This is a genomic window from Silvimonas terrae, assembly GCF_014202765.1.
Taxonomy (GTDB): domain Bacteria; phylum Pseudomonadota; class Gammaproteobacteria; order Burkholderiales; family Chitinibacteraceae; genus Silvimonas; species Silvimonas terrae.
Genome location: NZ_JACHHN010000004.1, coordinates 229413 through 255380 on the forward strand (window position 1 = coordinate 229413; position 25968 = coordinate 255380).

25 protein-coding genes are annotated in these 25968 nt (G+C 59.1%); 9 read left to right on the forward strand and 16 right to left on the reverse strand.

Going from position 1 to position 25968, the window contains the following annotated elements; translation table 11 throughout:
- Nucleotides 1-151: 151 nt before the first annotated feature.
- From galE to lptF, 3 genes are all read right to left on the reverse strand, one after another.
- A complete protein-coding gene (galE, locus tag HNQ50_RS11175; RefSeq protein ID WP_184100661.1) occupies nucleotides 152-1162 on the reverse strand; it encodes a UDP-glucose 4-epimerase GalE in 1011 nt (336 codons plus the stop codon).
- Nucleotides 1163-1261: 99 nt separating this feature from the next.
- The gene (lptG, locus tag HNQ50_RS11180; protein WP_184100663.1) at nucleotides 1262-2344 is read right to left on the reverse strand and encodes an LPS export ABC transporter permease LptG; all 1083 of its coding nucleotides are present in this window, start codon (nucleotides 2342-2344) and stop codon (nucleotides 1262-1264) included.
- Nucleotides 2341-3408 carry an LPS export ABC transporter permease LptF gene (lptF, locus tag HNQ50_RS11185; RefSeq protein WP_184100665.1) on the reverse strand — a complete coding sequence of 356 codons (1068 nt, stop codon included), beginning with the start codon at nucleotides 3406-3408 and terminating at the stop codon, nucleotides 2341-2343. Before lptF ends, lptG begins: the two co-directional genes overlap by 4 nt.
- Nucleotides 3409-3587: 179 nt before the next feature.
- On the opposite strand from lptF, the gene HNQ50_RS11190 reads away from it, so the two are divergent.
- From HNQ50_RS11190 to HNQ50_RS11200, 3 genes are read left to right on the forward strand one after another with little or no spacing between them, the layout of a single operon-like run.
- The gene (locus HNQ50_RS11190; RefSeq protein WP_184100667.1) at nucleotides 3588-5075 is read left to right on the forward strand and encodes a leucyl aminopeptidase; all 1488 of its coding nucleotides are present in this window, start codon (nucleotides 3588-3590) and stop codon (nucleotides 5073-5075) included.
- Between the two features lie 48 nt (nucleotides 5076-5123).
- Entirely contained in the window at nucleotides 5124-5576 is a 453-nt protein-coding gene (locus HNQ50_RS11195) for a DNA polymerase III subunit chi (RefSeq protein ID WP_184100669.1), read from the forward strand.
- Nucleotides 5573-6946 carry a hypothetical protein gene (locus HNQ50_RS11200; RefSeq protein WP_184100671.1) on the forward strand — a complete coding sequence of 458 codons (1374 nt, stop codon included), beginning with the start codon at nucleotides 5573-5575 and terminating at the stop codon, nucleotides 6944-6946. The genes HNQ50_RS11195 and HNQ50_RS11200 overlap by 4 nt, the downstream gene beginning before the upstream one ends.
- An 82-nt stretch (nucleotides 6947-7028) precedes the next feature.
- On the opposite strand, the gene HNQ50_RS11205 is transcribed toward HNQ50_RS11200, so the two are convergent.
- The 3 genes from HNQ50_RS11205 to HNQ50_RS11215 are packed head-to-tail and all read right to left on the reverse strand — an operon-like array spanning nucleotide 7029 to nucleotide 8026.
- Complete coding sequence (locus HNQ50_RS11205; RefSeq protein ID WP_184100673.1) at nucleotides 7029-7322, reverse strand: hypothetical protein; 294 nt, start codon at nucleotides 7320-7322, stop codon at nucleotides 7029-7031.
- Nucleotides 7319-7705, reverse strand: a complete 387-nt coding sequence (locus tag HNQ50_RS11210) for a phage holin family protein (protein WP_184100675.1) — start codon at nucleotides 7703-7705, stop codon at nucleotides 7319-7321. The genes HNQ50_RS11205 and HNQ50_RS11210 overlap by 4 nt, the downstream gene beginning before the upstream one ends.
- Nucleotides 7706-7720: 15 nt before the next feature.
- On the reverse strand, nucleotides 7721-8026 hold the full coding sequence (locus HNQ50_RS11215) for an ElaB/YgaM/YqjD family protein (protein WP_184100677.1): 306 nt from the start codon (nucleotides 8024-8026) through the stop codon (nucleotides 7721-7723).
- On the opposite strand from HNQ50_RS11215, the gene HNQ50_RS11220 reads away from it, so the two are divergent.
- The gene (locus HNQ50_RS11220) at nucleotides 8025-8468 is read left to right on the forward strand and encodes a hypothetical protein (RefSeq protein ID WP_184100679.1); all 444 of its coding nucleotides are present in this window, start codon (nucleotides 8025-8027) and stop codon (nucleotides 8466-8468) included. The genes HNQ50_RS11215 and HNQ50_RS11220 overlap by 2 nt on opposite strands.
- A gap of 288 nt (nucleotides 8469-8756) precedes the next feature.
- Nucleotides 8757-11549, forward strand: a complete 2793-nt coding sequence (locus HNQ50_RS11225) for a valine--tRNA ligase (RefSeq protein WP_184100688.1) — start codon at nucleotides 8757-8759, stop codon at nucleotides 11547-11549.
- 76 nt (nucleotides 11550-11625) lie between these two features.
- On the opposite strand, the gene HNQ50_RS11230 is transcribed toward HNQ50_RS11225, so the two are convergent.
- The 5 genes from HNQ50_RS11230 to HNQ50_RS11250 all read right to left on the reverse strand — a co-directional run bounded on the left by HNQ50_RS11230 (nucleotide 11626) and on the right by HNQ50_RS11250 (nucleotide 14020).
- Entirely contained in the window at nucleotides 11626-12033 is a 408-nt protein-coding gene (locus tag HNQ50_RS11230; RefSeq protein WP_184100690.1) for a hypothetical protein, read from the reverse strand.
- 246 nt (nucleotides 12034-12279) lie between these two features.
- Nucleotides 12280-12678 (reverse strand): hypothetical protein, encoded by a 399-nt coding sequence (locus HNQ50_RS11235; protein ID WP_184100692.1) that lies wholly within the window; start codon nucleotides 12676-12678, stop codon nucleotides 12280-12282.
- A gap of 127 nt (nucleotides 12679-12805) precedes the next feature.
- Nucleotides 12806-13231, reverse strand: coding sequence for a hypothetical protein (locus tag HNQ50_RS11240; RefSeq protein ID WP_184100694.1), 426 nt, complete (start codon nucleotides 13229-13231; stop codon nucleotides 12806-12808).
- 137 nt (nucleotides 13232-13368) lie between these two features.
- Entirely contained in the window at nucleotides 13369-13761 is a 393-nt protein-coding gene (locus tag HNQ50_RS11245; protein WP_184100696.1) for a rhodanese-like domain-containing protein, read from the reverse strand.
- Between the two features lie 10 nt (nucleotides 13762-13771).
- Nucleotides 13772-14020 (reverse strand): hypothetical protein, encoded by a 249-nt coding sequence (locus HNQ50_RS11250; RefSeq protein WP_184100698.1) that lies wholly within the window; start codon nucleotides 14018-14020, stop codon nucleotides 13772-13774.
- Nucleotides 14021-14133: 113 nt separating this feature from the next.
- Between HNQ50_RS11250 and gcvA the strand changes: the two genes are divergently transcribed.
- Complete coding sequence (gene gcvA / locus HNQ50_RS11255) at nucleotides 14134-15045, forward strand: transcriptional regulator GcvA (protein WP_184100700.1); 912 nt, start codon at nucleotides 14134-14136, stop codon at nucleotides 15043-15045.
- Here gcvA and HNQ50_RS11260 read toward each other — a convergent pair.
- Nucleotides 15040-16272, reverse strand: a complete 1233-nt coding sequence (locus HNQ50_RS11260; RefSeq protein WP_184100702.1) for an AI-2E family transporter — start codon at nucleotides 16270-16272, stop codon at nucleotides 15040-15042. The two genes, gcvA and HNQ50_RS11260, sit on opposite strands and share 6 nt — an antisense overlap.
- Nucleotides 16273-16595: 323 nt before the next feature.
- Here HNQ50_RS11260 and HNQ50_RS11265 point away from each other — a divergent pair, with 323 nt between their 5' ends.
- The 3 genes from HNQ50_RS11265 to HNQ50_RS11275 all read left to right on the forward strand — a co-directional run bounded on the left by HNQ50_RS11265 (nucleotide 16596) and on the right by HNQ50_RS11275 (nucleotide 19240).
- A complete protein-coding gene (locus tag HNQ50_RS11265; RefSeq protein ID WP_184100704.1) occupies nucleotides 16596-17264 on the forward strand; it encodes a glycine zipper 2TM domain-containing protein in 669 nt (222 codons plus the stop codon).
- Between the two features lie 172 nt (nucleotides 17265-17436).
- Complete coding sequence (locus HNQ50_RS11270) at nucleotides 17437-18219, forward strand: hypothetical protein (protein WP_184100706.1); 783 nt, start codon at nucleotides 17437-17439, stop codon at nucleotides 18217-18219.
- Nucleotides 18212-19240 carry a glycosyltransferase family 9 protein gene (locus tag HNQ50_RS11275; protein WP_184100708.1) on the forward strand — a complete coding sequence of 343 codons (1029 nt, stop codon included), beginning with the start codon at nucleotides 18212-18214 and terminating at the stop codon, nucleotides 19238-19240. Before HNQ50_RS11270 ends, HNQ50_RS11275 begins: the two co-directional genes overlap by 8 nt.
- On the opposite strand, the gene HNQ50_RS11280 is transcribed toward HNQ50_RS11275, so the two are convergent.
- The 4 genes from HNQ50_RS11280 to HNQ50_RS11295 all read right to left on the reverse strand — a co-directional run bounded on the left by HNQ50_RS11280 (nucleotide 19237) and on the right by HNQ50_RS11295 (nucleotide 25825).
- Nucleotides 19237-19533, reverse strand: a complete 297-nt coding sequence (locus HNQ50_RS11280) for a hypothetical protein (protein WP_184100710.1) — start codon at nucleotides 19531-19533, stop codon at nucleotides 19237-19239. The genes HNQ50_RS11275 and HNQ50_RS11280 overlap by 4 nt on opposite strands.
- Nucleotides 19534-19733: 200 nt before the next feature.
- Nucleotides 19734-21350 (reverse strand): cyclic-di-GMP receptor FimW-related protein, encoded by a 1617-nt coding sequence (locus HNQ50_RS11285; RefSeq protein ID WP_184100712.1) that lies wholly within the window; start codon nucleotides 21348-21350, stop codon nucleotides 19734-19736.
- The gene (locus tag HNQ50_RS11290; RefSeq protein ID WP_246428682.1) at nucleotides 21347-21925 is read right to left on the reverse strand and encodes an HIT family protein; all 579 of its coding nucleotides are present in this window, start codon (nucleotides 21923-21925) and stop codon (nucleotides 21347-21349) included. The genes HNQ50_RS11285 and HNQ50_RS11290 overlap by 4 nt, the downstream gene beginning before the upstream one ends.
- Nucleotides 21926-21943: 18 nt before the next feature.
- A complete protein-coding gene (locus HNQ50_RS11295; RefSeq protein WP_184100714.1) occupies nucleotides 21944-25825 on the reverse strand; it encodes a DUF3683 domain-containing protein in 3882 nt (1293 codons plus the stop codon).
- Between the last annotated feature and the right edge of the window lie 143 nt (nucleotides 25826-25968).

The following is a 25968-nucleotide window of genomic DNA, read 5'->3' on the forward strand; positions in this document are numbered from 1 at the left end:
CTAGTGGCGAAGACCCATAAGCAACAACCCGCGCTATGTAACGCGGGTTGTCCGTAAAACAGGCCCATTGTATTTGATCCGGGCAACAAGGGCTGTAACCGTTTTACGGTCTCACCCTGTCAGACCAACACGGGGGCCGCGCACGCTGCGCTCAGGCAAAACCGTTAGGGTTGCTGCTCTGCCAGCGCCAGGAATCCGCGCACATGTCTTCCAGGGTTTTCTCGGCAGTCCAGCCCAGTTGCGCTTTGGCCGCAGCCGGATCGGCGTAGCACGCAGCAATGTCACCAGGGCGGCGGTCTACCAGTTGATAAGCGATGGTCTTGCCGCTGGCCTTCTCAAACGCCTTGATCATGTCCACCACGGAATAACCCACACCGGTACCCAGGTTGACGGTGACGGTGCCCGGCCCTTGCGCCAGCTTTTGCAGAGCCTTGACATGACCCTTGGCCAGATCAACCACATGGATATAGTCACGCACGCCCGTACCGTCCGGCGTCGGGTAATCGTGGCCGAACACGGACAGTTTCTCGCGCTTGCCCACGGCCACTTGCGCCACAAACGGCATCAGGTTATTGGGAACGCCTTGCGGGTCTTCGCCAATCAGGCCGGACTCATGCGCGCCCACCGGGTTGAAATAGCGCAACAGGGCGAGATGCCAGGACGCATCTGCGCGGAACAGATCGCGCAGCATGTCTTCGATCATCAGCTTGGAACGGCCATACGGGTTGGTGGCCGACAGCGGGAAGTCTTCCTTGATCGGCACGGCATGCGGATCGCCATACACGGTGGCAGAGGAGGAAAACACCAGTTGCTTCACGCCGGCGGCTTGCATGCTTTCCAGCAAGCGCACGGTGCCCACCACGTTGTTGTCGTAGTATTCCAGCGGCTTTTGCACGGACTCGCCAACGGCCTTGAGACCGGCAAAATGCACCACGGCACCAATCGGCCAGCGCGCAAACGCCTCGTCCAGCGCCTGGCGGTCGCGGATATCGCCGTTCACCCACGCCACCGGCTGACCGGTAATGGTTTCCAGGCGCTTGATGACTTCCGGGCTGGCATTGCAGAAATTGTCAAAGATGACCGGGGTAAAACCGGCCGCCAACAGTTCGATATACGTGTGCGAGCCGATATAACCAGCGCCACCAGTGAGTAATACGTGCATGTGCATTCCGTTCAGACAGTATTGAAAACCGTTTTTCAAACAGCCGGCATGGTGCAGCAAAAATCAGCAATGCTTTATCCGCGTTTGTCTGATTCCAGCCTAGCGCCGCTCCTGCCGCCACAGCATGACAAGAGCAATAAAGAGGAAGAACAGGGTCGGTATCGATACCACCAGCGCCGGTGGCCAGGCACGCAATTCACCCAGATACACCACCACCTGGTTCAGAAAGTGAAACGCCATACCGACGATAATGCCGGCAAACAGACGCATACCGACGTTGCCGCTACGGCGCTGGGTCTGCGCAAACGGCAGGGCAATCACAATCATCGACAAACAGGCCAGCGGATAGAACAACTTGCCCCACAACGCCAGTTCATAGCGTGAGGTTTTCTGGTTGTTGCGGCGCAGGTGATCAATGTAGCTGTAGAGCGAGCGCCCGGACATTTGCGAGGGCTCGACCAGCAGCACGGCCAGCATTTCCGGGGTAATGGAGGTTGACCAGATCCCTACGGCGGCGCGCGTCATGGTCACGCCCCCTTCGTTGGGCGCAAAACGGGTCTCGGCAGAGCCTTCCAGCTCCCACTCGCCATGCCCTTTATATTTACCCTGGGTGCCATCCATGATGCGGTTGAGCACCATCTTGTCGCCAAATTCGTAAATGCGGATACCCAGAATGGTCAGGTCAGGCAGCATTTCTGCGATGTTCACGATCTGATGACCATCTTTCACCCACACGCCAGAGCGGAACTCGCCCACCAGCATGGCCTTGGTGGCGGCAAGGCGATGCTGGTTGGCAGCCTGCTTGGCCACCGGAGCGACGTACTCGCCCAGCAGCAAAGTGACTGCCCCATACAGCACACCAATACTGAGCAGCCAGAACAAGAGGCGCTTGACCGATACGCCCGCGGCCCGCATGACGGTCAGCTCGGCATTCCCAGCCAGGGTAGAGAGCGCAAAAATACCGCCGATCAACACCGCAATCGGCATCAGGTTGTAGGCGTTGGACGGTGTTTGCAGGAACACATAAATCAGCGCATCGCTGAGTGTATAACCGCCCTTGCCCAGATCACCCAGTTCGCCAATCAGGTCAAAAAAGTTGTACAGGCCCAACAGCCCGATCAGCGTGAACAGGATGAATACCGTCAATTGACGGAACAGGTAACGCGCCAGAATTTTCATCATGACACGCTCCGGCTGTTGCTACGCCAGATATAAAGCCCGAACACACAGATCGCCGCCAACACGTGCAGTGGCCACATATTGATCCACATCGGCACTTTGCCGTCGGCCACCCAGGCTTGCATGATGTTGACCATGCTGTAGTAAACAAAGTACAGGAACACAGCGACAACCAGGTTGAGCGCACGGCCACCACGCGGGTTGAAGAACGCCAGCGGAATCGCCGCCAGCGTCAGAATCAGGGCGGATAAAGGCAAAGACAGACGCCAGGCCACTTCCGCGTTTTTCTCCGCGCTATCTGTCCCCAGCAATTGCAGGGTTGGCGTGGCCTGGGTGCTTGGGCTGGAGACGGGCCGATCGGCCGTTTCAATCCGCAACTGGGCGCGATCAAACGTCACCGAGTCATACGTCACCTGGCCGGGCTCGCCCTGGTAAGAGCGGCCTTTGCCCAGCCACAACCAGCGTTCGCCATTGGCGTCGAGGAACATGCCGCCCTTCTCCGCCATGATGATCGAGATGTTCTTGTCTTTTTTCATCTGGACAAACACGTTATTGCCCGCGTTGGTCTGATTGGTGAAGTTCTCGACAAAATAAACCCGGTCCGCCGATGGAGACTCACGGAACACCCCCGGCGCGACCTGGGTGACTTCCTGGCGCGACATGGATTTCTCGCGGAACTCGTTACCCTTTTTCAGCGCCCACGGCGATACCACCAGCGACAGCACCGCAATGAGCACCACCACCGGCAGAGAGAACTCCAGCACCGGGGCGATGAAATTGCGGATAGACCGGCCGCTGGCAAACCAGATCACCATTTCGTTGTCGCGCCAGAGCCGCGTCATGGCGGCCAGCACCGACACAAACAGCATCAGTGACATCAGGATGGGCAGGTAGCGCACCGCCGCAAAGCCCATCATGGCCCATACGGCAGATGAAGCCAGCGCACCGATGGCAGCCTGGCCCAGCAAGCGCACGACCTGGGTGGTCATGACCAGCAGTAGCAGCACGGAGAAAACCGCCATGGCTACCCAGGTCATTTCCTGAATCAGGGTCTTGCGAAAAAGCATGCGTTTTTGACTTATAAGGGGGGACAGGAAATAATCACGCGAGCCTTAAGCGAACAAACCGCGCTCTGGACATGCATTCTGCATGCAAATGCGGTTGCTCACCAACAAACTCAAGCCCCATAAGGGCTCGCACCAACAATAGACAAGTTGCACACATCAGCGCAACGGAGGCCAGCAACATGGAATATAACATTAATCTCACCCCCCCCGAAAAAGACACCGCCCTGACACTGGTTTTGCCAGTCACCGGCAAGAAGCTGGCAAGCGGTCTGTCCAGGCTCGACAGCGCCGCCGGCGGCGTGCTTTCGGCCCTGGTTGCCGCGGGTGAAGTGGGCGAGAAACCGGGCAGCATTGCCAGCACGCATGCCACCATTGACGGCCAGTTGCGCCGCGTGATTCTGGTGCAGACCGGCGACAATCCGGATCAGGCCACCTTCCGTAGCGCCGCCAGCGCCGCTGCCAAAGCCGCTGCGGCTGGCAAGGGTGCCAGTGCGGGTAACCACCTGCTGCTGGCTGTGGGCAAGGCGCTGGATATCCAGACTGCTGCGGCTGTCATCGCCCAGGCAGCGGTGTTTGAAGGCTACCGTTTTGACCAGTTCAAATCGAAGCCGGAATCTGTCAGCGCGCTCACAGGTGTGAGTATTGCCGTCAGCAAAAAAGGCGATCTGGAAGACGCTCAGGCCGGCCTGAACCAGGGTCTGGCGATTGGTCACGGTGTGAATTTCACACGTGATCTGGGCAATGCCCCAGGCAACGTCTGCACCCCTACCTATCTGGCCGAGCAAGCCGTTGCATTGGGCAAGAGTGCCAAAATCAAGGTCGATGTGCTGGAAGCCGCCGACATGGAAAAGCTCGGCATGGGTTCTTTCCTGGCGGTTGCCAAGGGTTCGGTCGAGCCGCCCAAGCTGATTACCCTGGAATACAAGGGTGGCAAGGGCAAGCCGGTTGTTCTGGTGGGCAAGGGCATCACCTTTGACTCTGGCGGTATCTCGCTCAAGCCGGGCGATTCCATGGACGAAATGAAGTACGACATGTGCGGTGCAGCCACCGTGCTGGGCGTCTTCAAGGCCCTGACCGCGCTCAAGCTGCCGATCAATGTGGTGGGTGTGATTGCCACCTGCGAAAACATGCCGGCGGGCAATGCCTACAAACCGGGCGATATTCTGACCACCATGTCCGGTCAAACCGTTGAAGTGCTGAACACCGATGCCGAAGGCCGTTTGATTCTGTGTGATGCGCTGACCTACGCGGCCCGCTTCGAGCCGGAAACCATCATCGACATCGCCACGCTGACCGGCGCTTGCGTGATCGCGCTGGGTCATATCGCCACGGGCCTGTATGCCAATGATGAAAAACTGGCCGAGCAATTGCTGGATGCCGCTGGCACCACCGGTGACAAAGCCTGGCGCATGCCGCTGTGGGATGACTATCAGGAACAGTTGAAGTCCAACTTTGCCGATATGGCCAATATTGGTGGCCGTCCAGGTGGTTCTATCACCGCCGCTGTATTCCTGTCGCGCTTTGTGAAAGACACCAACTGGGCACACATGGACATTGCCGGTACCGCATGGAAGTCTGGCGCAGCCAAGGGTGCGACCGGTCGTCCGGTGCCGCTGCTGGTGGAATTTTTGAGCCAGCGCGCCGCCAAAGCCGCCAAAAAGAAATAAGCCGCAGTTGCGGTACACTAGCCGGTTGATCCAGAACCCGATTGAGACATGGCCGAAGTCACTTTTTATTTCAATGTGAAAAACCGCGAGCAGGCATTAGTCCAGCTTGTGGGCAAGGCCGTGGCCCAACAACGCGCAGTCTCGGTCCTCGCTGCCAGCGAGGCCGAGGTTGCGCGGCTGGACCGCCTGTTGTGGGATACGCCACACACCGGCTTCGTGCCGCACTGTCGCGCTGCGGACGAAATCGCAGCGCAAACCCCGGTGATACTCGATTGCCGTGCCGATCTGTTACCACCACGCCAGGTACTGTTCAACTGGACGGGTGAAGTGATTGCCGAGATGGCCGAGCACGACCGGATTATCGAAATCGTCCCGCAGGACGAAGAACAACGACTGGCCGCCCGGGAACGCTGGCGCGGCTGGCAGGCGCGGGGTTTCAAACCCGTTGCCATTGACATGCTTGAGCTGGCCCGCCAGCGCACGAGCGGAGACGCGGCGTGAGCCAGGAAGACGAAAAAAGCCTCAGCCCGCTGTTCACCAAAATGGACGCTCTTCTGGCACGACATCGTGGCCCCGGGCACAAGGACAATGAAGTCCTGCCCGTACTGACCGATGTTGCGGAGGAAGAAGGCCCTATCCCGGTGTTGACCGAGATGGCCAGCACTGCGCCCGCCGGATCACTGATGTTTGATCCGCACGAGTTTCTTGCGCCACCACCCCCCGCGCCCCCCTCTCCCATGCCGGTGGCAGAGCCGCAGAGCCACAAGCAAACCGCAGAATTTCTGGACCTGCCGCTGCTGGACCTGGAGTCCCTGCTGCGCGAGCGCGCGCCGTTTGGCCCATCGCACGAGCTGACCATAGAACCGTTGGGGGAAGAAGCCGCGCCGGCAACAGACGCTGCGCCGCACCCGGTCACCACCGTCCCTGGCATGGACAGCGAAAGCGCAGCGCTGGAACTGGCGCATGCCGCCGATGAAATCCCGGAACTGGAAAGCGGCGAGCCCGCGCCACAGGCAGACCAGGACGTTCCCACACTGCATTGGGAAGAAACCGAAGATCCTTACCATTTGTATGTGGCCGCTGCCGCAGACGCCGTTGAGAGCGGCCCGGTTGAAGACATCGCCGTCACTGCGCTGGAGGTCACTGATGACGCGCCGGACTGGTCAACCGTGTCGCCGTGGTGGTCTGATCAGCCAGACGCCGCCGTAGATGCGGAAACGCTGGCCGCATCGGCCAGCATGGGTTTTGTTGAATCGCAGGCAGAAGCTGTCGCAGAAACAGCCGTTGCCATTGATACGCCCGCAGCCCAGTCAGAACCCGGCCCGGTGTTTGCCGCCGCGCCCGCTGCCATTCCGGAAGAAACACTCGAACACGCCATCACGCTGGACTTGCACAGCACAGATGAACCGCCGCTGGAACTTGATCTGGACGAATTCCGTGAGGAAGACGTCATTGAAGAAGCGCCAGCCCCAGGGCTGCATGAGCACATCGGTAACTCGGTCACAGAAATATCCTTGCTCGCCGGCCCTGGCGGGCTAGCGGTTGAAGCCCCCGAGCCCGTGCTGTCTGAAGTTGCGCCCGAGCCTGCCAAGCCGGCACCTGTGGCGTTGCTGAGTGAAGACGCCATCATTGAAATGACCGCGAGCGTTGCAGCGCATCTGGCGGTGGATATTTCGACTGAAGTTGAACAGCTCACCCGTCGTCACTTTGCCCACATGATGCAAACCATCTATGGCGAAGCGCTGACCCAGCTCATTGATCAGGTCGGCGCGGCGCTGGAGGCACGTCTGGCACCGCGAATCGACAAACTGGTGCGGGAAGAACTGCAAGCGCGTGGTTTGACCACGCCAGACCACTCGCACGAGTCTTGAAGATCAGACGAAGATCAGATCGCCTTCCAAAAAAAACCACCCTGGGTCTGACCAGGGCGGTTTTTTTATCAGAAATACGGACCTAGCGGTGCAGCCATTTGCGCAACACCTTGGCAATCCGCCAACCTGTTAACGCCATGGGCAACACTTTGGCAATCCAGTTCAGCCGACCACGGGCCAGCAGCACCGTGGCAATATCCGCAAAACCGGCGGGTCCGGTAAAGGCGCGCAAGATACCCCGCGCGGCACTCCCTTTATTGAAGGGCGAACGCAAACGCCCCCAGTCTTCCGCCAGTTGCAGGCGAAACGCATCAGCCTGCAGTTGCAGGGTCACTTTTCTGAGCTCCCGCAATTCGCGGCGCGTGAGTTGACTCATGGCAGCAATTGCTCCCGATCTTTACGCAACTGTTCCAGCGTAGCGGCAAAGGGTTGCGGCGCACGCAGTATGGTTCGCCACGCGCCCCACAGGCACAGGGCGCCGCCAAGCAGATAAATCAGCGCCACAATCAATAGCGCAATCCAGCGATAAGGCTCGCTCACCCACCACACTACGGCCACGGACAGCACGCCCAGGCCCAGCCAGAGCACGCCAGCGCCGACCAGCGCCAGGATAACGACGGCCAGCAAGCGCTCGCGCTCTTCTTCCAGCTCCAGCCCAAGCAGTGACAAATGATTGTGGGCCAGCCCGACGAGGTTGGATGCCAGTCGCTGGGCCAGCCCATGATGCGGAGGGCTTGCGGATTCGTGTTCTTCGCTCATGCCACCCCAGCCGGATTAACGACGCGAAACCAGCATGCCCAGCAAAAAGCCGATGCCTGCGGCCACGCCAATGGATTGCCATGGGTGATCGTGGACATACTCATCGGTGGCCTTGGCCGCTTCTTTGGCTTTACCCGCGATCAAACGCTCGGTTTCACCCAGCTTGGCTTTGGCGGCCTGCAGGTTCTCCAGAATACGGGTACGCAATTCACGTGCCTTGTCGCCGCTTTCGCCTACCGCGTCGCGCAAAAGACTCTCGGTATCGGTCAGCACGGTTTGCAAATCGTCGATCAATTGTTCTTCGTTAGCCTGTACGGACATGATTATTTCTCCTGGATGCGTTGCAACAGGTTCTATTGTGGGACATTTCCTGCCAGAACCAAGGACGATGTTTCCCAAAATTGCGTCGGACTTCTTCCGACCGGGTCAATTTACCGTGGAAGTTGGTGTTGAAGTTGCCGTGGAGGTTGAAGTTGCATTTGACTTTCTCCCCCCGTCAAAGCCCAGCGCCGAAGAAGGGAGGGAGACCTCAGGCTCCCGACTGACCGAGGGAAGCCCGGAGGGCCGCAGGGATGGGGTCGCCTTTCTTTGGTTCCTTTCTTTGGCGACACAAAGAAAGGGACGTGCTCCGGCCACCGCCGGTATCAAATGCATTTCAAACCCGCGCCGCCAGGCGCTAACCCACCTTGCAATGGTGGATTGTCGCTATCGCTCCGAATCCACCCTACTTGCTGAAAACCTTGAACACCATGTTGGCGCCTGACGGCACGGGGTTTGCATACCCGGAGTGCCGGTATCAAATGCCTTTCAAGCCCGCGCTGCCAGGCGCTAACCCACCTTGCAATGGTGGATTGTCGCTATCGCTCCGAATCCACCCTACGGCCAGCATGGCAAAGGCCACCTGCGGCGGCCATCCTGGATTCCTGCTTTCGCAGGAATGACGAGTTGGCGACCGCGCCAGCCAGGAAGCAATCCGCCAACGTGGCAACTGGTTTCCCACCAAAACAAGTATAATTCCCGGTTTTGCATCGCAACCCTGGTTCCTTCCCCCATGAGCACTGCACTCGAACAACTGGCCAAGAGCTTTGAGCCGGCCGCCATTGAGGCCAGCTGGTACCCGCGCTGGGAATCCGCCAACTATTTTTCACCCAGCATGGATGTGAACGCCCCCTCGTTCTGTATCCAGTTGCCGCCGCCCAATGTGACAGGCACGCTGCATATGGGCCACGCTTTCAATCAGACCATCATGGATGGCCTGACGCGTTATCACCGCATGAAGGGTGACAACACGCTGTGGCTGCCGGGCACGGACCATGCGGGTATCGCGACACAGATCGTGGTCGAGCGCCAACTGGATGCCCAGGGCGTATCGCGCCACGATATGGGCCGCCCGGCCTTTATCGAGAAAGTGTGGGAATGGAAGAAGCAATCCGGCGACATCATTACCGGCCAGATGCGCCGTATGGGTGCCTCGGTGGACTGGGGTCGTGAGTACTTCACCATGGACGACAAGATGTCCTCCGTGGTCACCGAAGTGTTCGTGCGCTTGTTTGAAGAAGGCCTCATCTACCGCGGCAAGCGCCTGGTGAACTGGGACCCGGTGCTGGGCACCGCTGTATCGAACCTGGAAGTGGTGTCGGAAGAAGAAGACGGCCATCTGTGGCACATCCGCTATCCGCTGGTGGAGGCCGATACCAAAACGGGTCTGACTCATCTGACCGTGGCCACCACCCGTCCGGAAACCATGCTGGGCGACGTCGCCGTCATGGTTCACCCGGAGGACGAGCGTTACCAGCACCTGATTGGCAAGACGGTGAAGTTGCCACTGTGCGATCGCGAACTGCCGATCATTGCTGATGATTATGTGGACAAGGAATTCGGCACCGGCGTGGTCAAGGTCACCCCGGCGCACGACTTCAACGACTATGCCGTGGGCCAGCGCCACAACCTGCCGCAGATTTCCATCCTGACGCTGGATGCCAAAATCAACGATGCCGCGCCAGCGACCTATCAGGGCATGGAGCGCTTTGCCGCCCGCAAGCAGGTGGTTGCGGATCTGGATGCGCAAGGTTTCCTGGTTGAGGTAAAGAAACACAAGCTGATGGTGCCGCGCGGTGATCGTACCGGCACGGTCATTGAACCCATGCTCACCGATCAGTGGTTTGTGGCGATGAGCAAGCCGGACGCCACCACCGGCAAGAGCATCACCCAAAAAGCACTGGATGTGGTCGACAACGGCGAAGTGCAATTTGTGCCCGGTGACTGGGTGAACACCTATCAAGCGTGGCTGAAGAACATTGAAGACTGGTGTATCAGCCGCCAGCTGTGGTGGGGGCATCAAATCCCCGCCTGGTACGATGCCGACGGCAAGGTGTACGTGGCCCGTACCGAAGCCGAAGCGCTGCAAAAGTCTGGCGGCAAGCCGCTGACGCGCGATAACGACGTGCTGGATACCTGGTTCAGCTCTGGCCTTGTGCCGTTCTCCTCCTTGGGCTGGCCCAACGAAACCGCCGAACTGAAGGCGTTCATGCCTTCGTCCGTGCTGGTGACGGGCTATGACATCATCTTCTTCTGGGTCGCCCGGATGATCATGTTCAGCACTCACCTGACCGGCAAAGTGCCGTTCAAGCAGGTGTACGTGCATGGTCTGGTGCGCGACGGCGAAGGCAAGAAGATGTCCAAGTCCGAAGGCAACGTGCTCGATCCGGTCGACTTGATTGACGGCATTGCGCTGGCACCGCTGCTGGAAAAACGCACGACCGGCCTGCGCCGTCCGGAAAAAGCCCCACAAGTGGCCGCCAAGACCGAGAAAGAATTCCCCAACGGCATTCCGGCCTATGGTGTAGACGCATTGCGCTTTACCTTTGCCAGCCTGGCCAGCCTGGGCCGCTCCATCAACTTTGACCAGAAGCGCTGCGAGGGTTACCGCAACTTCTGCAACAAGCTGTGGAACGCCACCCGCTTTGTGCTGATGAATGTCGAAGGCAAGGATTGCGGGCTGGAAGACAACGCAGAACTGGACTTCGGCTTTGCCGACCGCTGGATCATCAGCAAGCTGCAAGAGGCAGAAAAGAACGTCACCCTGGCGCTCGACACCCTGCGTTTTGACCTGGGCGCACAAGCCATTTATGAGTTCGTCTGGAACGAGTATTGCGACTGGTACATTGAACTGGCCAAGGTATCCGTGCAGAACGGTACCGAAGCCCAGCAACGTGCCACGCGCCGCACGCTGATCCGCGTACTGGAAGTGATCCTGCGTCTGGCGCACCCAATCATGCCGTTCATCACAGAAGAACTGTGGCAAACCGTAGCGCCGCTGGCTGGCCGCAAGAATACGGACTCCATCATGGTTGCTGCATGGCCGATTGCGGATGAAACAAAACTGGATGCCGCCGCCACCGCAGAAGTCGAAGAACTCAAGGCGCTGGCTTTTGCTGCCCGGAACCTGCGCGGCGAGATGGGTTTGTCTCCGGCCCAGAAGGCACCCTTGTTCCTGGAAGGCGATGCCAGCCTGGCCAAGTTTGGCCCGTATCTGGTCCCGCTGTGCAAGCTGACCGAAGTCAACGTCGTCGCCCGTCTGCCGGAAGATGACGCACCGGTTGCTGTCGCCGGCACTACGCGTCTGATGCTCAAGGTCGAGATCGACAAGGCCGCCGAAACTGCGCGCCTGCAAAAAGAAATCGCCAAGACCGCAGAAGGTGTGGAGCGCGTGAAATCCAAACTGGAAAAGCCAGGCTATGTCGACAAGGCCCCGGCCCATCTGGTGGAAAAAGACCGCGCCCAGATCGCTGAACTGGAAGGCAAACTGGCGCAATTGACTGCACAACTGGCCAAACTGGCCTGATTGCAGTGCAAGCGCCCATGAAAAAGCCCGCCCGGATGACTCCGGCGGGCTTTTTGTTTGCCTGGCTAAACCTGGCTTAATTCAGCGGAATACTGGCCGAGATATCCAGCCAGGCGCCCGGTTGGGCGATCGGCACAGCCACGTTGGCGGCAACCACCGGCACGCGGGCCTGATAAGCACGGCCCTGGTACCAGACCCACTGGCCTGGCTGGTAGACATAACCCGGACGCCAGTCCACAAAGTGGTGATGACGGCTTTCAGACCAGCGATCCCAGCGACCACGATCATGCCAGCGCGGGTCATCGTGATAACGCGGGGGCGGACCACGATGGTCGTCCTTGTACCAGCCTTCGTGGCGGCCATGATCGTGGTGATCATCATGCCAATGATCATCATCGTGATCATGGGCCAGGGCGGCGCCAACGCTGCCTGCCATCAGCAACGCCAGCAATGTATTCGTCAATGTACGGGTGCGGGGCTTCATGGATGTATCTCCGTTGTCTGTTTTGTCCATGAACGCATCCTGCCCGGCTTTGTCTGGCACTTCTGTTAGCAAGTTAACAATTTGTACCGATCGTTACGAGACACGACAGCAGCGTCACTGATTTGTATCTGTCATTTCGATTCTTGTCATGATTGGCGCCCCATCTCACCCCTCTCTGCCTGCCGCCATAAAAAAACGGCAGCCTCACGCTGCCGTTTTTTTGGGAGGAGTGTCCCGTTGTTGCTGTCAGTTCAGCGGGAAACTGGCCGTAATATCTACCCACAAACCCGGTGTCGGGGCCATGCGCACTTCGGTTTCAGTCAATGGCCGTGCCGGCTCCCAGGCGCGGCCGTCATACCAGACATACTGACCTGGCTGATAACGGTAACCGGTTCGCCAGTCATCAAAGTAACGCCCCTTCAGATGGCCTGCATGGGCACGGCGCCAATCATCGCGTGAGGCCCAGTGGCGCTGGGATGGCGGCGGCGGTGGACGATGCGCATGGTCATCATGATGGCCGTGATCATCGACGTGTTGCGGTGGATGGTCCTGACCATGATCGTGGTGATCATCATCCGCCATGGCGGCAGAACCCATCAGCAAGCTGGCTGCAGCAGCCAGCCCAATCAGCACTTTCCTGTTCATATTGTTTCTCCTTTATTGTCCTGGGTGCTTGCGCACCATCTCGTTTTTACGCCACTTCAATTACGCAAGGATGTGAGGTGCTCAACAGTCCGGCCGGTGTTATTGCCACCCAGGCCCGGCCAGCCCCTCAGTTGAGCGGAATACGGGCGGTGATATCCAGCCATAGCCCTGGTGATTGCAACGGGGTCAGGCCAATTTCCGTGGACAACAAGGGTCGGCGCGGCTCCCACACCCGCCCTTGATACCAGACCCACTGGCCCGGATGGTAGTAATAGCTGCGATGCCAGTCATCAAAGTAGCGGCCATGCAGGTGACGGCTATGCGCACGACGCCATTGATCCCGGCTGTGCCAGTAAGGCGGCGGGCGATGCGCCTGGGGCGGAGGCGGACGATGAATATGCCCCGGTGGACGGGTATGCGGTGGCCGCGGGGCCGGCTTGGTACTGGCCTGCGGCGGTTTGCCGTGATGATGGCGCTCATCTGCATGCGCTACGGCAACGAGGCCGCTCAGGGTGAGCGCCAGTACACCATACCGAAGTGGGGCAATGGACATTGAGGCGGGCTCCTGTGGTTTGGTGAGTCTTCAGGATAGGTCCGGCTCAAAATCAAAAGTTCTGGTATCAGTGAGGATAATGTCAAATTACCAGGCCGACCCTTTCCAGCATGGAAAGAGCCAGCCTGACGGGCAAATCAACATGCACAGGCAACCTTGTCCGGTGCAGTGCCGCTTACCCCTTCCGTGGTGTAGCCGTCCCGCTTGAACCAGTCCAGCCCACCCAGCAATTCTTTCACCTGAAAACCTGACCGTGCCAGGTTCAGCGCCCCCTTGGTCGAAGCATTGCAGCCAATGCCATCGCAATAGGTCACGTACAGCACATCTCGTGGCAGTTGCGCGGTAGTGGTTTCGCTCATGGCACGGTGTGGCAGGTTGATGGCCCCCGGGATATGTTCCTGCAAGAACGCCTCCGGCTTGCGGGCATCCACCACCACGAGGCGGTGACCCGCCCCCAGCAGATGCATCAGGTCGGCAGCGTCGATTTCAAATTGCAGTTTGCGTTCATAGTGCGCGATTTGTTCGTTCATATCCTCGTCCTCAGCTCACAATCAGAATGGGGGTGTCGGTTGCAGCCACTACGCCGTCAAACACCAGATCGGTGGCGCCGATGGCCTCAATCACCGCAAGGCCGTCCACCCGATAGCAGTCTCCGGCACCTAAAATCAGGTCTTTGCCCCTGGCATCTGTCAGCCACGCTTTGCCGCCGGCAATGCGCACACTACGATCACGAATACAAAGTAATTGCGCGTTGTATAAGCGAAGTGGCAATGCGTGAGCTGGCTTCATGATGACAATCCTTCTTCAGGTCTGGTGCAAAGCGCGTTAGCATCTGCCACAAGAAGGATTTTTCCGCGTTCACCGGTTCCGGACAATCGATTGTTTTTGCGTGGATACTTGAATTGGATTCACCATTAAAACCACCAGGCCGACTGCCCTCACTGTCTGCCCTGCGCGCGTTTGAAGCGGCCGCCCGGCTGGGCAATCTGGCGCGTGCGGCAGACGAGCTGTTTGTCACGCACGGCGCGATCAGCCACCAGATCAAAACGCTGGAATCCCAACTCGGTTTCCGGCTGTTTTCACGCAATGGCCGGGGTGTCACGCTGACCACACCGGGTCAGCGGCTGGCGAATATTCTCAACGGTGCATTCAACGATATTGCGGGTGAAATCGCCGCCATTGCCCAAGAACAGCAACGGCCCCGGTTGGTGATTACCTGTTTGCCCTCTTTTGCTGCCAAATGGCTCACCCCGCGCCTGGGTGAGTTCATCAGCAAATACCCGGATGTGGAGCTGTGGATACGCTCGACCAAAACGCCGGAAAACCTCGTGGCCGAAGAGATCGACCTTGGCATTCGCGTGGGTGAGGGCAAATGGCCTAGCGTGCATCTGGAGCACCTGATGGACGATGAGTTTGTCGTGGTCGCCAGCCCCAACCTGCCCGGCGGGCTGCCAATGACGCCCGCAGATTTGCTGGGGCGAGTGCTGTTGCGCTCTGATACCGAACCGTGGGAACGCTGGTTTGCCGCAGCGGGGATCACCGGCGCGCCGACACTGGGCAGCATGGTCTTCAACGACTCTGCGCTGCTGGTGCAAGCTGCGGCCCAAGGACAGGGCGTGGGCCTGGCACGGGCTTCATTGATCCAGCCGGAGCTGGCGGCCGGCACCCTGGTGCAACTGTTTGATCTGCGCGTCCGGATGCCCGGCGCATACTGGATCGTGACACCGGACGCACCACCGTGGCGTCCGGCCGTTCACACTTTTGTCGACTGGCTCAAAACCAAAGTCGCAGAGGGCGGAACGCCCTCCCTATGATTTGCCTTCTTGCGGCAAGGGCACGGCGGGGGAAGCCTGTTCGATCGCGGCGTCTGCCGCTTTATCGGACTGCGGCTCTTTGGGTTGTGCCGGCGGCGTGCCGGTGACGTCCGCGAGGTCAAACCTGGCCCAGTTGTGCAACAGCGTGTAGCTCACCGCCAGCAGGGTTGGGCCAAGAAACACGCCCAACACGCCCCAGGCCATGGCCCCGCCGACCACGCCAATCAGGATCAGCACAAACGGCAGATTGCTTTCCTTACCAATCAAGAGCGGCTTGACCACGTTATCCGCCATGCTGACGACACCCACCATCCACACAGCCAGGAAGATGGCCCAGCCCGTGCTGCCATCGTGATACAGCCACAAAGCGACCGGCAGGCCCAGCAGGCTGGGGCCGCCCGGAATCAATGACAAAAAGCAGGAGATGAGGCCAAACGCGGCGGCATTGGGCACACCCGCGATCAAATAACCAAACCAGGCCAGCGCCCCTTGTACCAGCGCGGTGCCAATAAAGCCGTACACCACCCCGCGCACCGTCCCCCCGGCGATCAGCATCAGCTCCTGCCCGCGCTGGCCGCCAATGCGCCGCAGAATGACCATCAGCCAGTGGATCAGCTCATGCCCGCTGATATAAAAGAAGAAGGAAAACGCCATGCTCAGAAACAGCAGCAGCACACCGCTGCCCACGGCTGCGCCCATCTTCAGCAAAAACCCGCCCAGCGGCCGGCTCCACTCGCGCACGCGTGCCATGACTTCAGGATCACCCGAGGCGATGCCGTGCCAGAAGGTATCCAGATGTGGCCCGACCCAAGGGATATGCACGATCCAGGCCGGCAATGTAGGCAGCCCAGCCTGGACATGGTCATGCAACCAGTCGGAAATCTGGTCAACATTGGCAGAGAGTTCCACCCCGGCCACCAGCATTGGCGCGACAATCACAAACGTGAACACCACCAGCATGACCGTTGCGGGTAACAGGCGGTTGCCACGGCATAAGCGCACCATCAGCATGTAGGGCTGCCAGGTGGCGTAGACCAGAATCCCCGCCCAGATCAACGCCGCCAGAAATGGCGCCAGTATCTGGTAGGACATCAACATCAAACCTATGACTGCGCAGGTGGCCACCGCGGGCTCCACCCAGGTTTGACGGAATTCTTTCTTTTGTTCCATATCGGTCATAGAGGCCGTGTCGCTCAAATGAAAACCAGTTGGCTGCATTGTAGGCATAGACGCTCTTGCTGGCGCGCCAATCGCATCAACTGGCCCCGCCAAAAAACGACAGCGGCCCATCGGACTCGCGCTTTTTAAACTAGTCTGGTGATTCAGGCCACATCGGCACCGTTCGTCGAACAGCCTGGCGGCACTTTGGTACGCCCTTCCGGTCTTATGCAGATAGCGCCCATGAAACAAAGGGATAGCTGTCACACGACCAGGTAATAGTCCCGCCCGGACTGTGCAGAACCTCACTATGTAAGGTGAGGCAGGAGCGTTAGAATCCGCTCACCTAAAACGAAGGCATAAAAGCCCAGGGCATCTCAAGGAGAAATGCAATGTCCGACCAGAAACTTCATCCCGTAATCATGGCCGCCGCCGGTGCCGTCATCCTGGCTTGCGGCGTCGCCGTCGCTCACATGGCCGGCTGGATCGGTGGCAGCAAGACCGACGCCGCCGAGATCGCCGCCAGCGTACCGGCTGCGGTTGCAGTCGCGTCCGTACCCGCTTCTGTGCCCGCACAAGTTGCCGTGGCAACACCAGCGCCAACCGTAGCGCCCGCACCGGTCGCTGCCGCCAAGCCCAAGCACAGCGGCAGCCAGCGTGCTACCTCTCACAACAAGGGCGAGGAATACGCTTCCAACCAGCCGCAAGAGCCAGCCAAGCAGGTTTGTGCGGTATGCGGTCAGGTGACCAGCGTCCAGGCCATCAAGCAAGAAGGTCAGTCGTCCGGCGGTGGTGCCGTGGCTGGCGGTCTGGTGGGTGGTTTGCTGGGCAACCAGGTGGGTAATGGCCGCGGTCGTACCCTTGCCACAGTGGTCGGTGCCGTGGGTGGTGCTGTTGCCGGTAACTCGGTTGAAAAGCACGTCCGTAGCGAAACCGACTATCAAGTTCATGTGCAAATGGATGACGGCAGCACCCGCACCTTCACCTACAAGCAGCAGCAACCGGCGTTCTCGACCGGCCAGCGCGTGCGTGTGTCCGGTGACAGCCTCGTGGCAGATTGATCAGGGCTTGTCCCTCCAGAAAAAACGGCGCCTGCGGGCGCCGTTTTTTGTTTTGACCAAGCCAGTTGTCGCAGACAGGCGAACTGAGGGCTGCCAGGTATTCATCTCGTAAACCAGCTACTGTAAGCTTCGTTAACGTTTTACCAGAATCGAACAACGGAGTAGCGGATCAATGCTCAGAAGACTAAAAGCTGCGGGCGTGCATCTACTGATCAGCCTTATTATTTTCAGCCTGATCATCGGGCTGTTTCTTCACTTCTTTTATCCTTGGCCATATTACGAGATCAATGGCCTGTTTCAGGGCCTGCGGATCACCGCTGGCGTGGATATTATTCTTGGTCCCTTACTGACTGCCCTGGTTTTTGCCGCTGGTAAAAGCCGGCGCGCCCTGCGTTTTGATTTTTCCATGATTGCGCTGGTACAGATCGGTGCGCTGGCTTACGGTATCGTCACGCTCTACGCCCAACGCCCCTATATCAGTGCGTTTCTGGATCGCGGATTCCAGACGGTTCGCGTCAGCGATCTGAAGCTGGACCCTGCACTGCGCGCCCATATCGAGCAACTGCACGGCCAAGCAGCAGTGCAACCGCCGTTACTGGCAGTCAGACCGCCCAAGGATGGCGAGGAAGGTGCGATGATGTTTATCACCGAGATGACCAGCAGCGGTTTCCCGGCTGAATTCACCTCGCGCCTTGAGCCGGTGACGGCACATTGGGCGCAAATCGTCCCTGCGGCACTGGCGCTACCGGCCAAGTTGCCGGCAGATCGGCAAAGTATCGTGGATGAATTTGTCAAAGCGCATCAGATCGCGCTACCCGACCTGGCCTTGTTCCCGCTCAAGGGGCCCTTTGAAGAGCGCATGGTCGCCTTCACTCGCAAAGACGGCCAATTTGTCGGCTATCTGAACCTGGAGCCAGGAAACTACGGCTCGGCCGCTCCCAGGAAACATGGCTGACATCCCGGCAGTATCAAGCCAGCAGGCCATCGTCAGTGATGATGGCCTGATCTGGCTGCCGTATGACCTGCCTTTGCTAAAGACTGATGCGGCGCGCTTCACCCCGCTCTCTGATCATGCCGCGATCCTGAATGCCGCCTTCACGCCGTTTGTGCTTGATTACAGCCGCATTGAGCAACTCCATGTCATCAACGGTTGTGGGGTGGCGCTGGGCGATGCCATTGTCGGTCTGGCGGCGCTGGAACAGCTCTCCCGCCAGCATCCACAACTCAAGATTACCGTGTATGTGTCACCGCACCTGCCCGCCCACGTGCGGGAGATTTACACACTGGCCGGCCACTTTATATCCGTCGAATCCTTGCCGTTGCCACTCGCGCGCCTTGCCATGACGCCAGCGGAAGTCTGGATTGATCTGGCTGACTTCATGTATCGGCCGGCCTTCAACCAGCTCCCCATGCATGATTTCTTCGCCAGCAGTCTGGGGCTCAATCCAGGGCAACTGGACAACGTGGCGAAGGAAAACCATTGGCTCAAGGCGGTGCCCCTCCCACCCTTGCCCGCAACACTCCAGCCCGGCTATACCTTGTTGTGCCATCAGGCCAGCACTGGTCTGCGCAGCATGCCCGAGCCCATCCGTGAGGCGTGGAGTACGCAATGGCTGGGCACCCACACGGGACAACTGGCCGGGTTTGCCCCACAAAACACGCCACGCTGGCATGACCTGTCGCGGTGGTCGGCCAGTCTGCCGCACTTTATGGCTGCCATTGCCGGCGCACGCCGCATCGTCAGCGTGGACAGCGCAGCCATCCATCTGGCCGCCGGCCTGGGCGTGTCGTGCACCGCATTGTTCATGGGGATTGATCCAGGATTGCGCGTAGCGGGGTATCCGCATTGCAGCGCGCAACAACTGGATGAGACAGGTCGTCTGCACGGCCTGCATCACGCGCGTTCCGGAGTCGATGAGGCAGAAGCCGATCGGTGCTGGCAGCGCTGGCTGGCTGCCGACACACCCTGTGATTAGTGATGCCGGGCCAGTTCCCGGGCGCGCTGGATCAACACGTCCATCAACAATGCAATGCTTTGTCGGGTTTCCAGGTCATCCACGCGGGCGTAGATATCATCCAGTGATTCATGGACCTCACAAGCCAGATGAAACAGCAGTACTTTTTCGCGTTCATTGGCGCGCAACAGATACATATTGATCTCATCCACAATATGATCAGCCAACTCGCCGGGGTAGATGGCAGCTGAAGTCAGAATCCGGTCATATAGCCGGATACCGATCAGCCCCAACGATAACAACTGGGTCGCCATGCCTGCCTCCTGTGTCCCGGTTTGTATCACTTTAGACCCTGGAGCGCCCGGCATTGCACCGCCCGTCTGAATCAGAACGGGAATATTCGCGTCAGGCCCAAGACAACAAATCAGCACCCAAAATGGCCGCTGCAGCAAACAAAAAGGGCATCCGGATGGATGCCCTTTTTGATGGACTACGCAATGCGCCCAATGGCTGATCAGCGGGGCGCAGAAATGGCGTATTGCACGCGCTCAAAGTCCACCCCGCGTTCCACCACGGATTCCAGCCGGATTTTGCGGGTAGCCTGACCGTCCCACCACTCCACGAGGCGGCCCGGACGGAACCAGCCCACCGGCAACAACAATGCCGGGTGTGCTTTGAGGCTGGGCGCTGCCGGTAACCACAGACATTCCGTCCAGCTCCGGCGGCCCGCATTCACCATATCGACCGGGCGGACTGCGGCGGCCTGGGGTGCGCCCGGCATCAGCCGGACACCCACCACGACGTGTGTGTCTTCTTGCTGCAGCCAGCGGATCACGCCCACGAAATAGCGGCCACCCAGGTTCACGGCCAGAAGTTGTTGCAGCGAAATCCGTGCGCCTTCCTGCAGCGGTCGGGACAACTGCATCCCGTTGGCCGATTCGTTACGCACTTGCCAGCGCTCTGTCTGCACCTCACGCGGTGCTGCGGTGCTTCCCACCGCTGCAGACTGCCCGAAGAGCTGCATGCGCACCAGGTCTTGCTGATCCAGCGAAAGCTGTTCTTCCGGCAGGGTAAAGTTGCCGGTGCCCCCTGCTGCGTGATGTTGCTTTTGCAGGCCGAACACCACTTCAATCTCACGCGTGGAGGCGTGGCGTGGCAAAGAGCGGTCCGACAGTTGCTCACACCAGGTCCGGTACAGCTCAACCAGCAGGGTTTCCACCACACTACCGGCAAACTGCTCACCCAGACCCAGCTTGTCCGGGCTTTCGCCATTGCGCAGCAACTTGATGCGACGGGACAAAGCCTGAGCCAGTTGATAGGTGTCAATCTCCAGCACGTTAGGGCCTTCTGCACGCGGCTCTGTGCGCCGCGGTGGACCGGGCTCATCAAAGTCGATCTGCAGGCTGCCACGGCCCGGCAGGGCGCGCGCTTCGCGTTCCAGCGGCGCACGCGGCGCCAGTGCGGGCAAACGCTCGTCCAGCCATTGAATCTGGCGGGCGGTGAAGTGATACGGGCTGGCACCTGCCAGCAACAGCGCATGAATGAACACGCTTTGTGGCGTTGCCACCCCTGCGGCTTTCAACAGGCTGTCTTTGGCTGGCTTCTCAGAAATACCGCGCGACTCCGCCAGGCGGTAGTAGGCGAAAATGGTCTTCCACAGGTCACCGGGCACCACCTGATAGGCCAGCAGGTGCTCACGCACCATCAGGCACTGATAGCGCAAGCTGCGCTCGGCCAGCAACGCCAGGTGTTCCTGCACGTCAGCAAAACCTTCCAGCGCGGCATGCCAGCAGCGGGCATAAGCCTGCGCCATATGCGACCACAGCTGAATGGCAGCGTGCCACGCCGCCATTTCGTCTTTGCCAAACGGGATGGCGCGGCCCAGATAACGATCGGCCAGGGTATGGTGAACAAGGTGTACGGCTTCGCGGAACAGTTCCAGAATCTTCAACGATTCATAGGCAGGAATATTGCTGCCGTTGAGTGCGTTGATGGCTTCGACCAGTTCAGCTTGCGCAACGGGGGCGTTGATCAGCGGTAACAGCTGCAGCCAGGCCTTGGCCGACCGGGCATCAGTAAACGGCGGGACAGCCGTACCTTGATAAGCGGGTAGCAAATCAGACTGGTTCATGGCGCAAGCTGTTGAAGGCGTTGTTTCAAACGTTCGATCATGTCGGCAGTAACGGGCAAAAGTGGGTTCTCGTTTTGCGGCGCAGACCAGACAGAGCCTGGAAAATGCCGATCAGTGTGCCAGCGCGGAATCACGTGCCAATGCACGTGCGGCACCATATTGCCAAGACTGGCAAGGTTGATCTTGTCAGGGTGGAGCGTATCACGCACTTCCCTTTCCACTGCAAAGACCACTTCCATGAGCCAGTCTCGCTCCTGCGCTGGTAAATCGGTCATTTCTGCGACATGACGATTCAGGATGACGCGGCAAAAGCCAGGATAGTCCGGATCATTGACCCAAATCACCCGACATAACTCATCTCGCCACACTACCTGTTGATCATGATCATTGCACAGAACACAACCGCCATCCATCACGATTTCCTTATGTTTGCGCCGGATTATAAACAACCCCCCGCCATAAACAATCGGGGCATGAATACTGTCATGCCCCGAAAGCGATTGTAGCTGACCGGTGGTCGAAAAGGTAGCAGGAACGGCACTGCAAAACCGCATCAACTGCCATTTCGAACGCAATCAAAAAAAGCTGCAAACTTACAACAGCACGCGCTCAATCCCTCCGGTGCGGGCTTTCTCTACGTACTCGGGCATCCAGTTTTCGCCCAGCACGTATTTGGCCATTTCCACCACAATGTAATCGGCGTCCGTATTGGCGTCGTCATCATAGCGATGCAGACCCTGCAAGCAGGACGGGCAAGAAGTCAAAATCTTGACCGGTGCCTCTACGCCGGATTCAGCGCGCAGTTTGGCCGCGCCCTTCTCCATTTCTTCCTGTTTGCGAAAGCGCACCTGGGTCGCGATATGAGGCAGCGACGTCCCGAAGGTTCCCGATTCGCCGCAGCAACGGTCATTCAGATCAACTTTGCTGCCCATAAGCTGGTTGGCAACGTCGATACCCTTGTATTGCTTCATCGGGGTGTGGCATGGCTCGTGGTACATGTAGCGGGTACCGGTCACGCCTTCCAGCTTCACGCCTTTTTCCAGCAGGTATTCATGGATATCCAGCAGCCGGCAGCCGGGGAAAATCTGCTCAAACTGATACTTGAGCAACTGATCCATACACGTGCCGCAGGACACGATCACCGTTTTGATGTCCAGGTAATTCAACGTGTTGGCCACACGGTGGAACAACACCCGGTTCTCTGTGGTGATCTTGTTGCCTTTGTCCTCAAACCCGGCCGAGGTTTGCGGGTAACCGCAGCAGAGATAGCCTGGCGGCAGCACCGTGGTGGTCCCCACGTGCCAGAGCATGGCTTGTGTCGCCAGACCCACCTGGCTGAACAGACGCTCTGAACCACAGCCAGGGAAATAGAACACGGCTTCCCGGTCCTGTTCCGGCACTTGCAATTGCGGGTTACGGATCACCGGTACGACGTTGGCGTCTTCCACATCCAGCAGCGCCCGTGCCGTTTTCTTGGGCAGGTTGCCCGGCATGGGTTTGTTGATGAAGTGGATGACCTGCGTTTTCACCGGTGGCTTGCCGCCGGTGGTGGACGGCGGTTGCTTGAGCGTGTTCTGGATCAGCCCCAGCGATTTGCCCAGCTTGTAACCCAGACGCTGCGCCTTGCCGCCCCACTCAATGGTGGTCTTGCGCACCAGCTTGATGGTGGCGGGATCTTTGATGGTCAGAAAGCCCATGGCCAGCGAGGTCATCGGGTTGAATTTCTTCTGGCCTTCGTTGCGCAAGAAGTTACGCATGGCGATGGATACATCGCCAAAGTCGATCTTCACCGGGCAGGGATTCACGCAGCGGTGGCATACCGTGCAGTGGTCGGCCACATCGCCCAGTTCTTCAAAGTGTTTCAGCGATACGCCACGGCGCGTTTGTTCTTCGTACAGGAACGCTTCCGTCAACAGACCGGTGGCGAGGATTTTGTTGCGCGGGCTGTACAGCAAATTGGCGCGCGGTACGTGCGTGGAACATACCGGCTTGCACTTGCCGCAACGCAGGCAGTCCTTGACCATGTTGGAGATACCGCCAATGCCCGATTGCTCCAGGATCAGCGATTCCGCACCCAGCAAGCTGAACGACGGCGTATAGGCATTGGTCAGGTCCGCGCCCGGCAACAGCTTGCCCTTGTTGAAGTGCCCGTTCGGGTCAACGCGTTGCTTGTACGCTTCAAACGGTGCCAGTTCTTCACGCGACAGGAATTCGTACTTGGTGATGCCGATACCGTGTTCACCGGATATCACCCCGTTGAGATCACGCGCCACCTGCATGATGCGGGCCACGGCGTGGTGCGCACGTTGCAGCATCTCGTAGTTGTCCGAGTTCACCGGCAGGTTGGTGTGCACGTTGCCGTCGCCGGCGTGCATGTGCAGCGCCACCCAGGTGCGGCCCTTGAGCACCTGACCATGCAGGGCGTTGACCGCCTCCAGAATCGGCTTGTCGGTGCGACCGCTGAAGAGTGCTTCCAGCGCGCCCTGCAGCTCACGGCGCCAGGACACGCGCAGGGCGTAGTCACGCAGGCCGTGATAGACGCTTTGCGGCATGTCGGCGGCGGTGACGGCGCGTTCCAGCGGCGCATCCGGCCAGGCATCGGTGTAGGACTCGAACGGCGCGTTCAGGTTATCCAGCAGCCACTGCCAGCGCTGGCGCAAGGTGGCGATCTGGTTCAGCGCCGACTCACGACGATCACCAATCAGTTCTTCGTGACTGACGGCGGCATCGCTCACATCCATCGGCAGGCGACCGCGGGTGAAGAACACCGTCAGCGCGTCCAGCAGTTCCAGCTTGTTGTGGATGGAGAGTTCAATGTTGATGCGCTCGATCGCGTCTGAGTACTCACCCAGGCGCGGCAGCGGAATCACCACGTCTTCGTTGATCTTGAAGGCGTTGGTATGTTTGGCAATGGCCGCAGTACGCGCGCGGTCCAGCCAGAATTTCTTGCGCTGCTCACCTGTGACCGCAATAAAGCCCTCGCCCGAGCGCCGGTTGGCCAGCGTCACCACGTGCGATGCGGCCTGACCCAGTTTGTTTTCGTCGTCCGAAACAATATCCGCAATCAGCACCATCTTGGGGCGACCACGGCTCTTGGCCTTGGTGGCATAGCCCACCGCACGCACATAGCGCCAGTCCAGATGCTCCAGACCGGCCAGTTGCACGCCCTCCAGGGCGTCGATGTAATCCTTGATTTCCACGATCGCCGGGACGGCGCCGCTGACTTCGCCAAAGAATTCCAGACACACCGTGCGGGTATGCGCCGGCAAGCGGTGCAGCACAAAGCGTGCGGAAGTAATGATCCCGTCCGTGCCTTCTTTCTGGATACCCGGCAGGCCGGCCAGGAATTTGTCGGTCACATCCTTACCAAGGCCTACCTTGCGGAAATCCTTGCCCGGAATGGTCAGGACTTCTTCACGGATCAAGGTTTTGCCATCGGGCTTGTAGCGGGCGACCTTGAAGCTGGCCGACGGGGCATCGTGAATCTTGGAGAGGTTGTGGTCCAGCCGCTCGATAAACATCCAGTTGCCGTCCGGATCAACCATTTTCCAGCTAATAAGGTTGTCCAGCGCGGTGCCCCACAACACGGCTTTCTTGCCACCGGCGTTCATGGCGACGTTACCGCCAATACAGGAGGCATCGGCCGAGGTCGGGTCAACCGCAAACACCAGGCCCTTTTCTTCGGCCGCTTCCATCACCCGGCGGGTCACGACACCGGCGCCGCACTGAATGGTGGCCACTTCATGATCCACGCCAGCAATACGGCGCATTTCCACGCCGTTGTGGCGATCCAGCTTTTCGGTATTGATGACGGCCGACATGGGCGTCAGCGGCACCGCGCCACCGGTATAACCAGTGCCACCGCCACGCGGGATGATGGTCAGACCCACTTCGATACAGGCGGCCACCAGCGGTGCCATTTCTTCTTCGGTATCCGGATTGAGCACCACAAACGGATATTCAACGCGCCAGTCGGTCGCGTCGGTCACGTGAGACACGCGGGCCAGACCATCAAAACAGATATTGTCGCGGCGGGTAATGCCGGACATACGCTTGAGCACCCGTTTGCGCAGCGCCGCGGTATCCCGGAACCCGTTGGAAAACGCATCGACCGCCTGGCGTGCACGCGCAACCAGAATGCCCACTTTGTCGTTGCCGTCGCGGCGTTTTTCAATTTCGGACAACCGATGCTTCATGGCGTCAACCAGCATCGCCAGACGCTTGGGGTTATCCAGCAGGTCGTCTTCCAGATACGGGTTGCGTTTAACAGCCCAGATATCGCCCAGCACTTCAAACAGCATACGGGCAGAGCGGCCCGTGACGCGCTCACGGCGCAGTTCTTCCAGTGTGTGCCAACCGTCTTCGCCCAGAAGGCGGATCACGATCTCACGATCGGAAAAAGACGTGTAGTTGTAGGGAATCTCTCGCAGACGGTCGTGCTGTTGAGGGAGGTTGGCGGCGGTCAAATCGGCCATGGATGGGGGCGCTCGCGGGTTCTAATCAACGTTTGAGGGTTGATTTTATCGAAAAAACGCGAGGCTAAAGTCCCATTTTTACTAGGGTTTTTCTAAACCGTGCAAAACATGGCGGTTTGATGTGCGCATGCAACAAATCCGGG

Bases quoted from the DNA above. Each gene is read 5' to 3' on its own strand.
- HNQ50_RS11295 (WP_184100714.1), bottom strand. From the start codon at position 25,825: ATGGCCGATTTGACCGCCGCCAACCTCCCTCAACAGCACGACCGTCTG.
- HNQ50_RS11205 (WP_184100673.1), bottom strand. From the start codon at position 7,322: ATGAGTCAACTCACGCGCCGCGAATTGCGGGAGCTCAGAAAAGTGACC.
- HNQ50_RS11280 (WP_184100710.1), bottom strand. From the start codon at position 19,533: ATGGCGACCCAGTTGTTATCGTTGGGGCTGATCGGTATCCGGCTATAT.
- HNQ50_RS11240 (WP_184100694.1), bottom strand. From the start codon at position 13,231: ATGTCCATTGCCCCACTTCGGTATGGTGTACTGGCGCTCACCCTGAGC.
- HNQ50_RS11190 (WP_184100667.1), top strand. From the start codon at position 3,588: ATGGAATATAACATTAATCTCACCCCCCCCGAAAAAGACACCGCCCTG.
- HNQ50_RS11230 (WP_184100690.1), bottom strand. From the start codon at position 12,033: ATGAAGCCCCGCACCCGTACATTGACGAATACATTGCTGGCGTTGCTG.
- lptF (WP_184100665.1), bottom strand. From the start codon at position 3,408: ATGCTTTTTCGCAAGACCCTGATTCAGGAAATGACCTGGGTAGCCATG.
- HNQ50_RS11215 (WP_184100677.1), bottom strand. From the start codon at position 8,026: ATGTCCGTACAGGCTAACGAAGAACAATTGATCGACGATTTGCAAACC.
- HNQ50_RS11275 (WP_184100708.1), top strand. From the start codon at position 18,212: ATGGCTGACATCCCGGCAGTATCAAGCCAGCAGGCCATCGTCAGTGAT.
- HNQ50_RS11265 (WP_184100704.1), top strand. From the start codon at position 16,596: ATGTCCGACCAGAAACTTCATCCCGTAATCATGGCCGCCGCCGGTGCC.
- HNQ50_RS11245 (WP_184100696.1), bottom strand. From the start codon at position 13,761: ATGAACGAACAAATCGCGCACTATGAACGCAAACTGCAATTTGAAATC.
- HNQ50_RS11220 (WP_184100679.1), top strand. From the start codon at position 8,025: ATGATTATTTCTCCTGGATGCGTTGCAACAGGTTCTATTGTGGGACAT.
- HNQ50_RS11250 (WP_184100698.1), bottom strand. From the start codon at position 14,020: ATGAAGCCAGCTCACGCATTGCCACTTCGCTTATACAACGCGCAATTA.
- HNQ50_RS11195 (WP_184100669.1), top strand. From the start codon at position 5,124: ATGGCCGAAGTCACTTTTTATTTCAATGTGAAAAACCGCGAGCAGGCA.
- lptG (WP_184100663.1), bottom strand. From the start codon at position 2,344: ATGATGAAAATTCTGGCGCGTTACCTGTTCCGTCAATTGACGGTATTC.
- HNQ50_RS11260 (WP_184100702.1), bottom strand. From the start codon at position 16,272: ATGCCTACAATGCAGCCAACTGGTTTTCATTTGAGCGACACGGCCTCT.
- HNQ50_RS11210 (WP_184100675.1), bottom strand. From the start codon at position 7,705: ATGAGCGAAGAACACGAATCCGCAAGCCCTCCGCATCATGGGCTGGCC.
- galE (WP_184100661.1), bottom strand. From the start codon at position 1,162: ATGCACGTATTACTCACTGGTGGCGCTGGTTATATCGGCTCGCACACG.
- HNQ50_RS11235 (WP_184100692.1), bottom strand. From the start codon at position 12,678: ATGAACAGGAAAGTGCTGATTGGGCTGGCTGCTGCAGCCAGCTTGCTG.
- HNQ50_RS11225 (WP_184100688.1), top strand. From the start codon at position 8,757: ATGAGCACTGCACTCGAACAACTGGCCAAGAGCTTTGAGCCGGCCGCC.
- HNQ50_RS11285 (WP_184100712.1), bottom strand. From the start codon at position 21,350: ATGAACCAGTCTGATTTGCTACCCGCTTATCAAGGTACGGCTGTCCCG.
- HNQ50_RS11270 (WP_184100706.1), top strand. From the start codon at position 17,437: ATGCTCAGAAGACTAAAAGCTGCGGGCGTGCATCTACTGATCAGCCTT.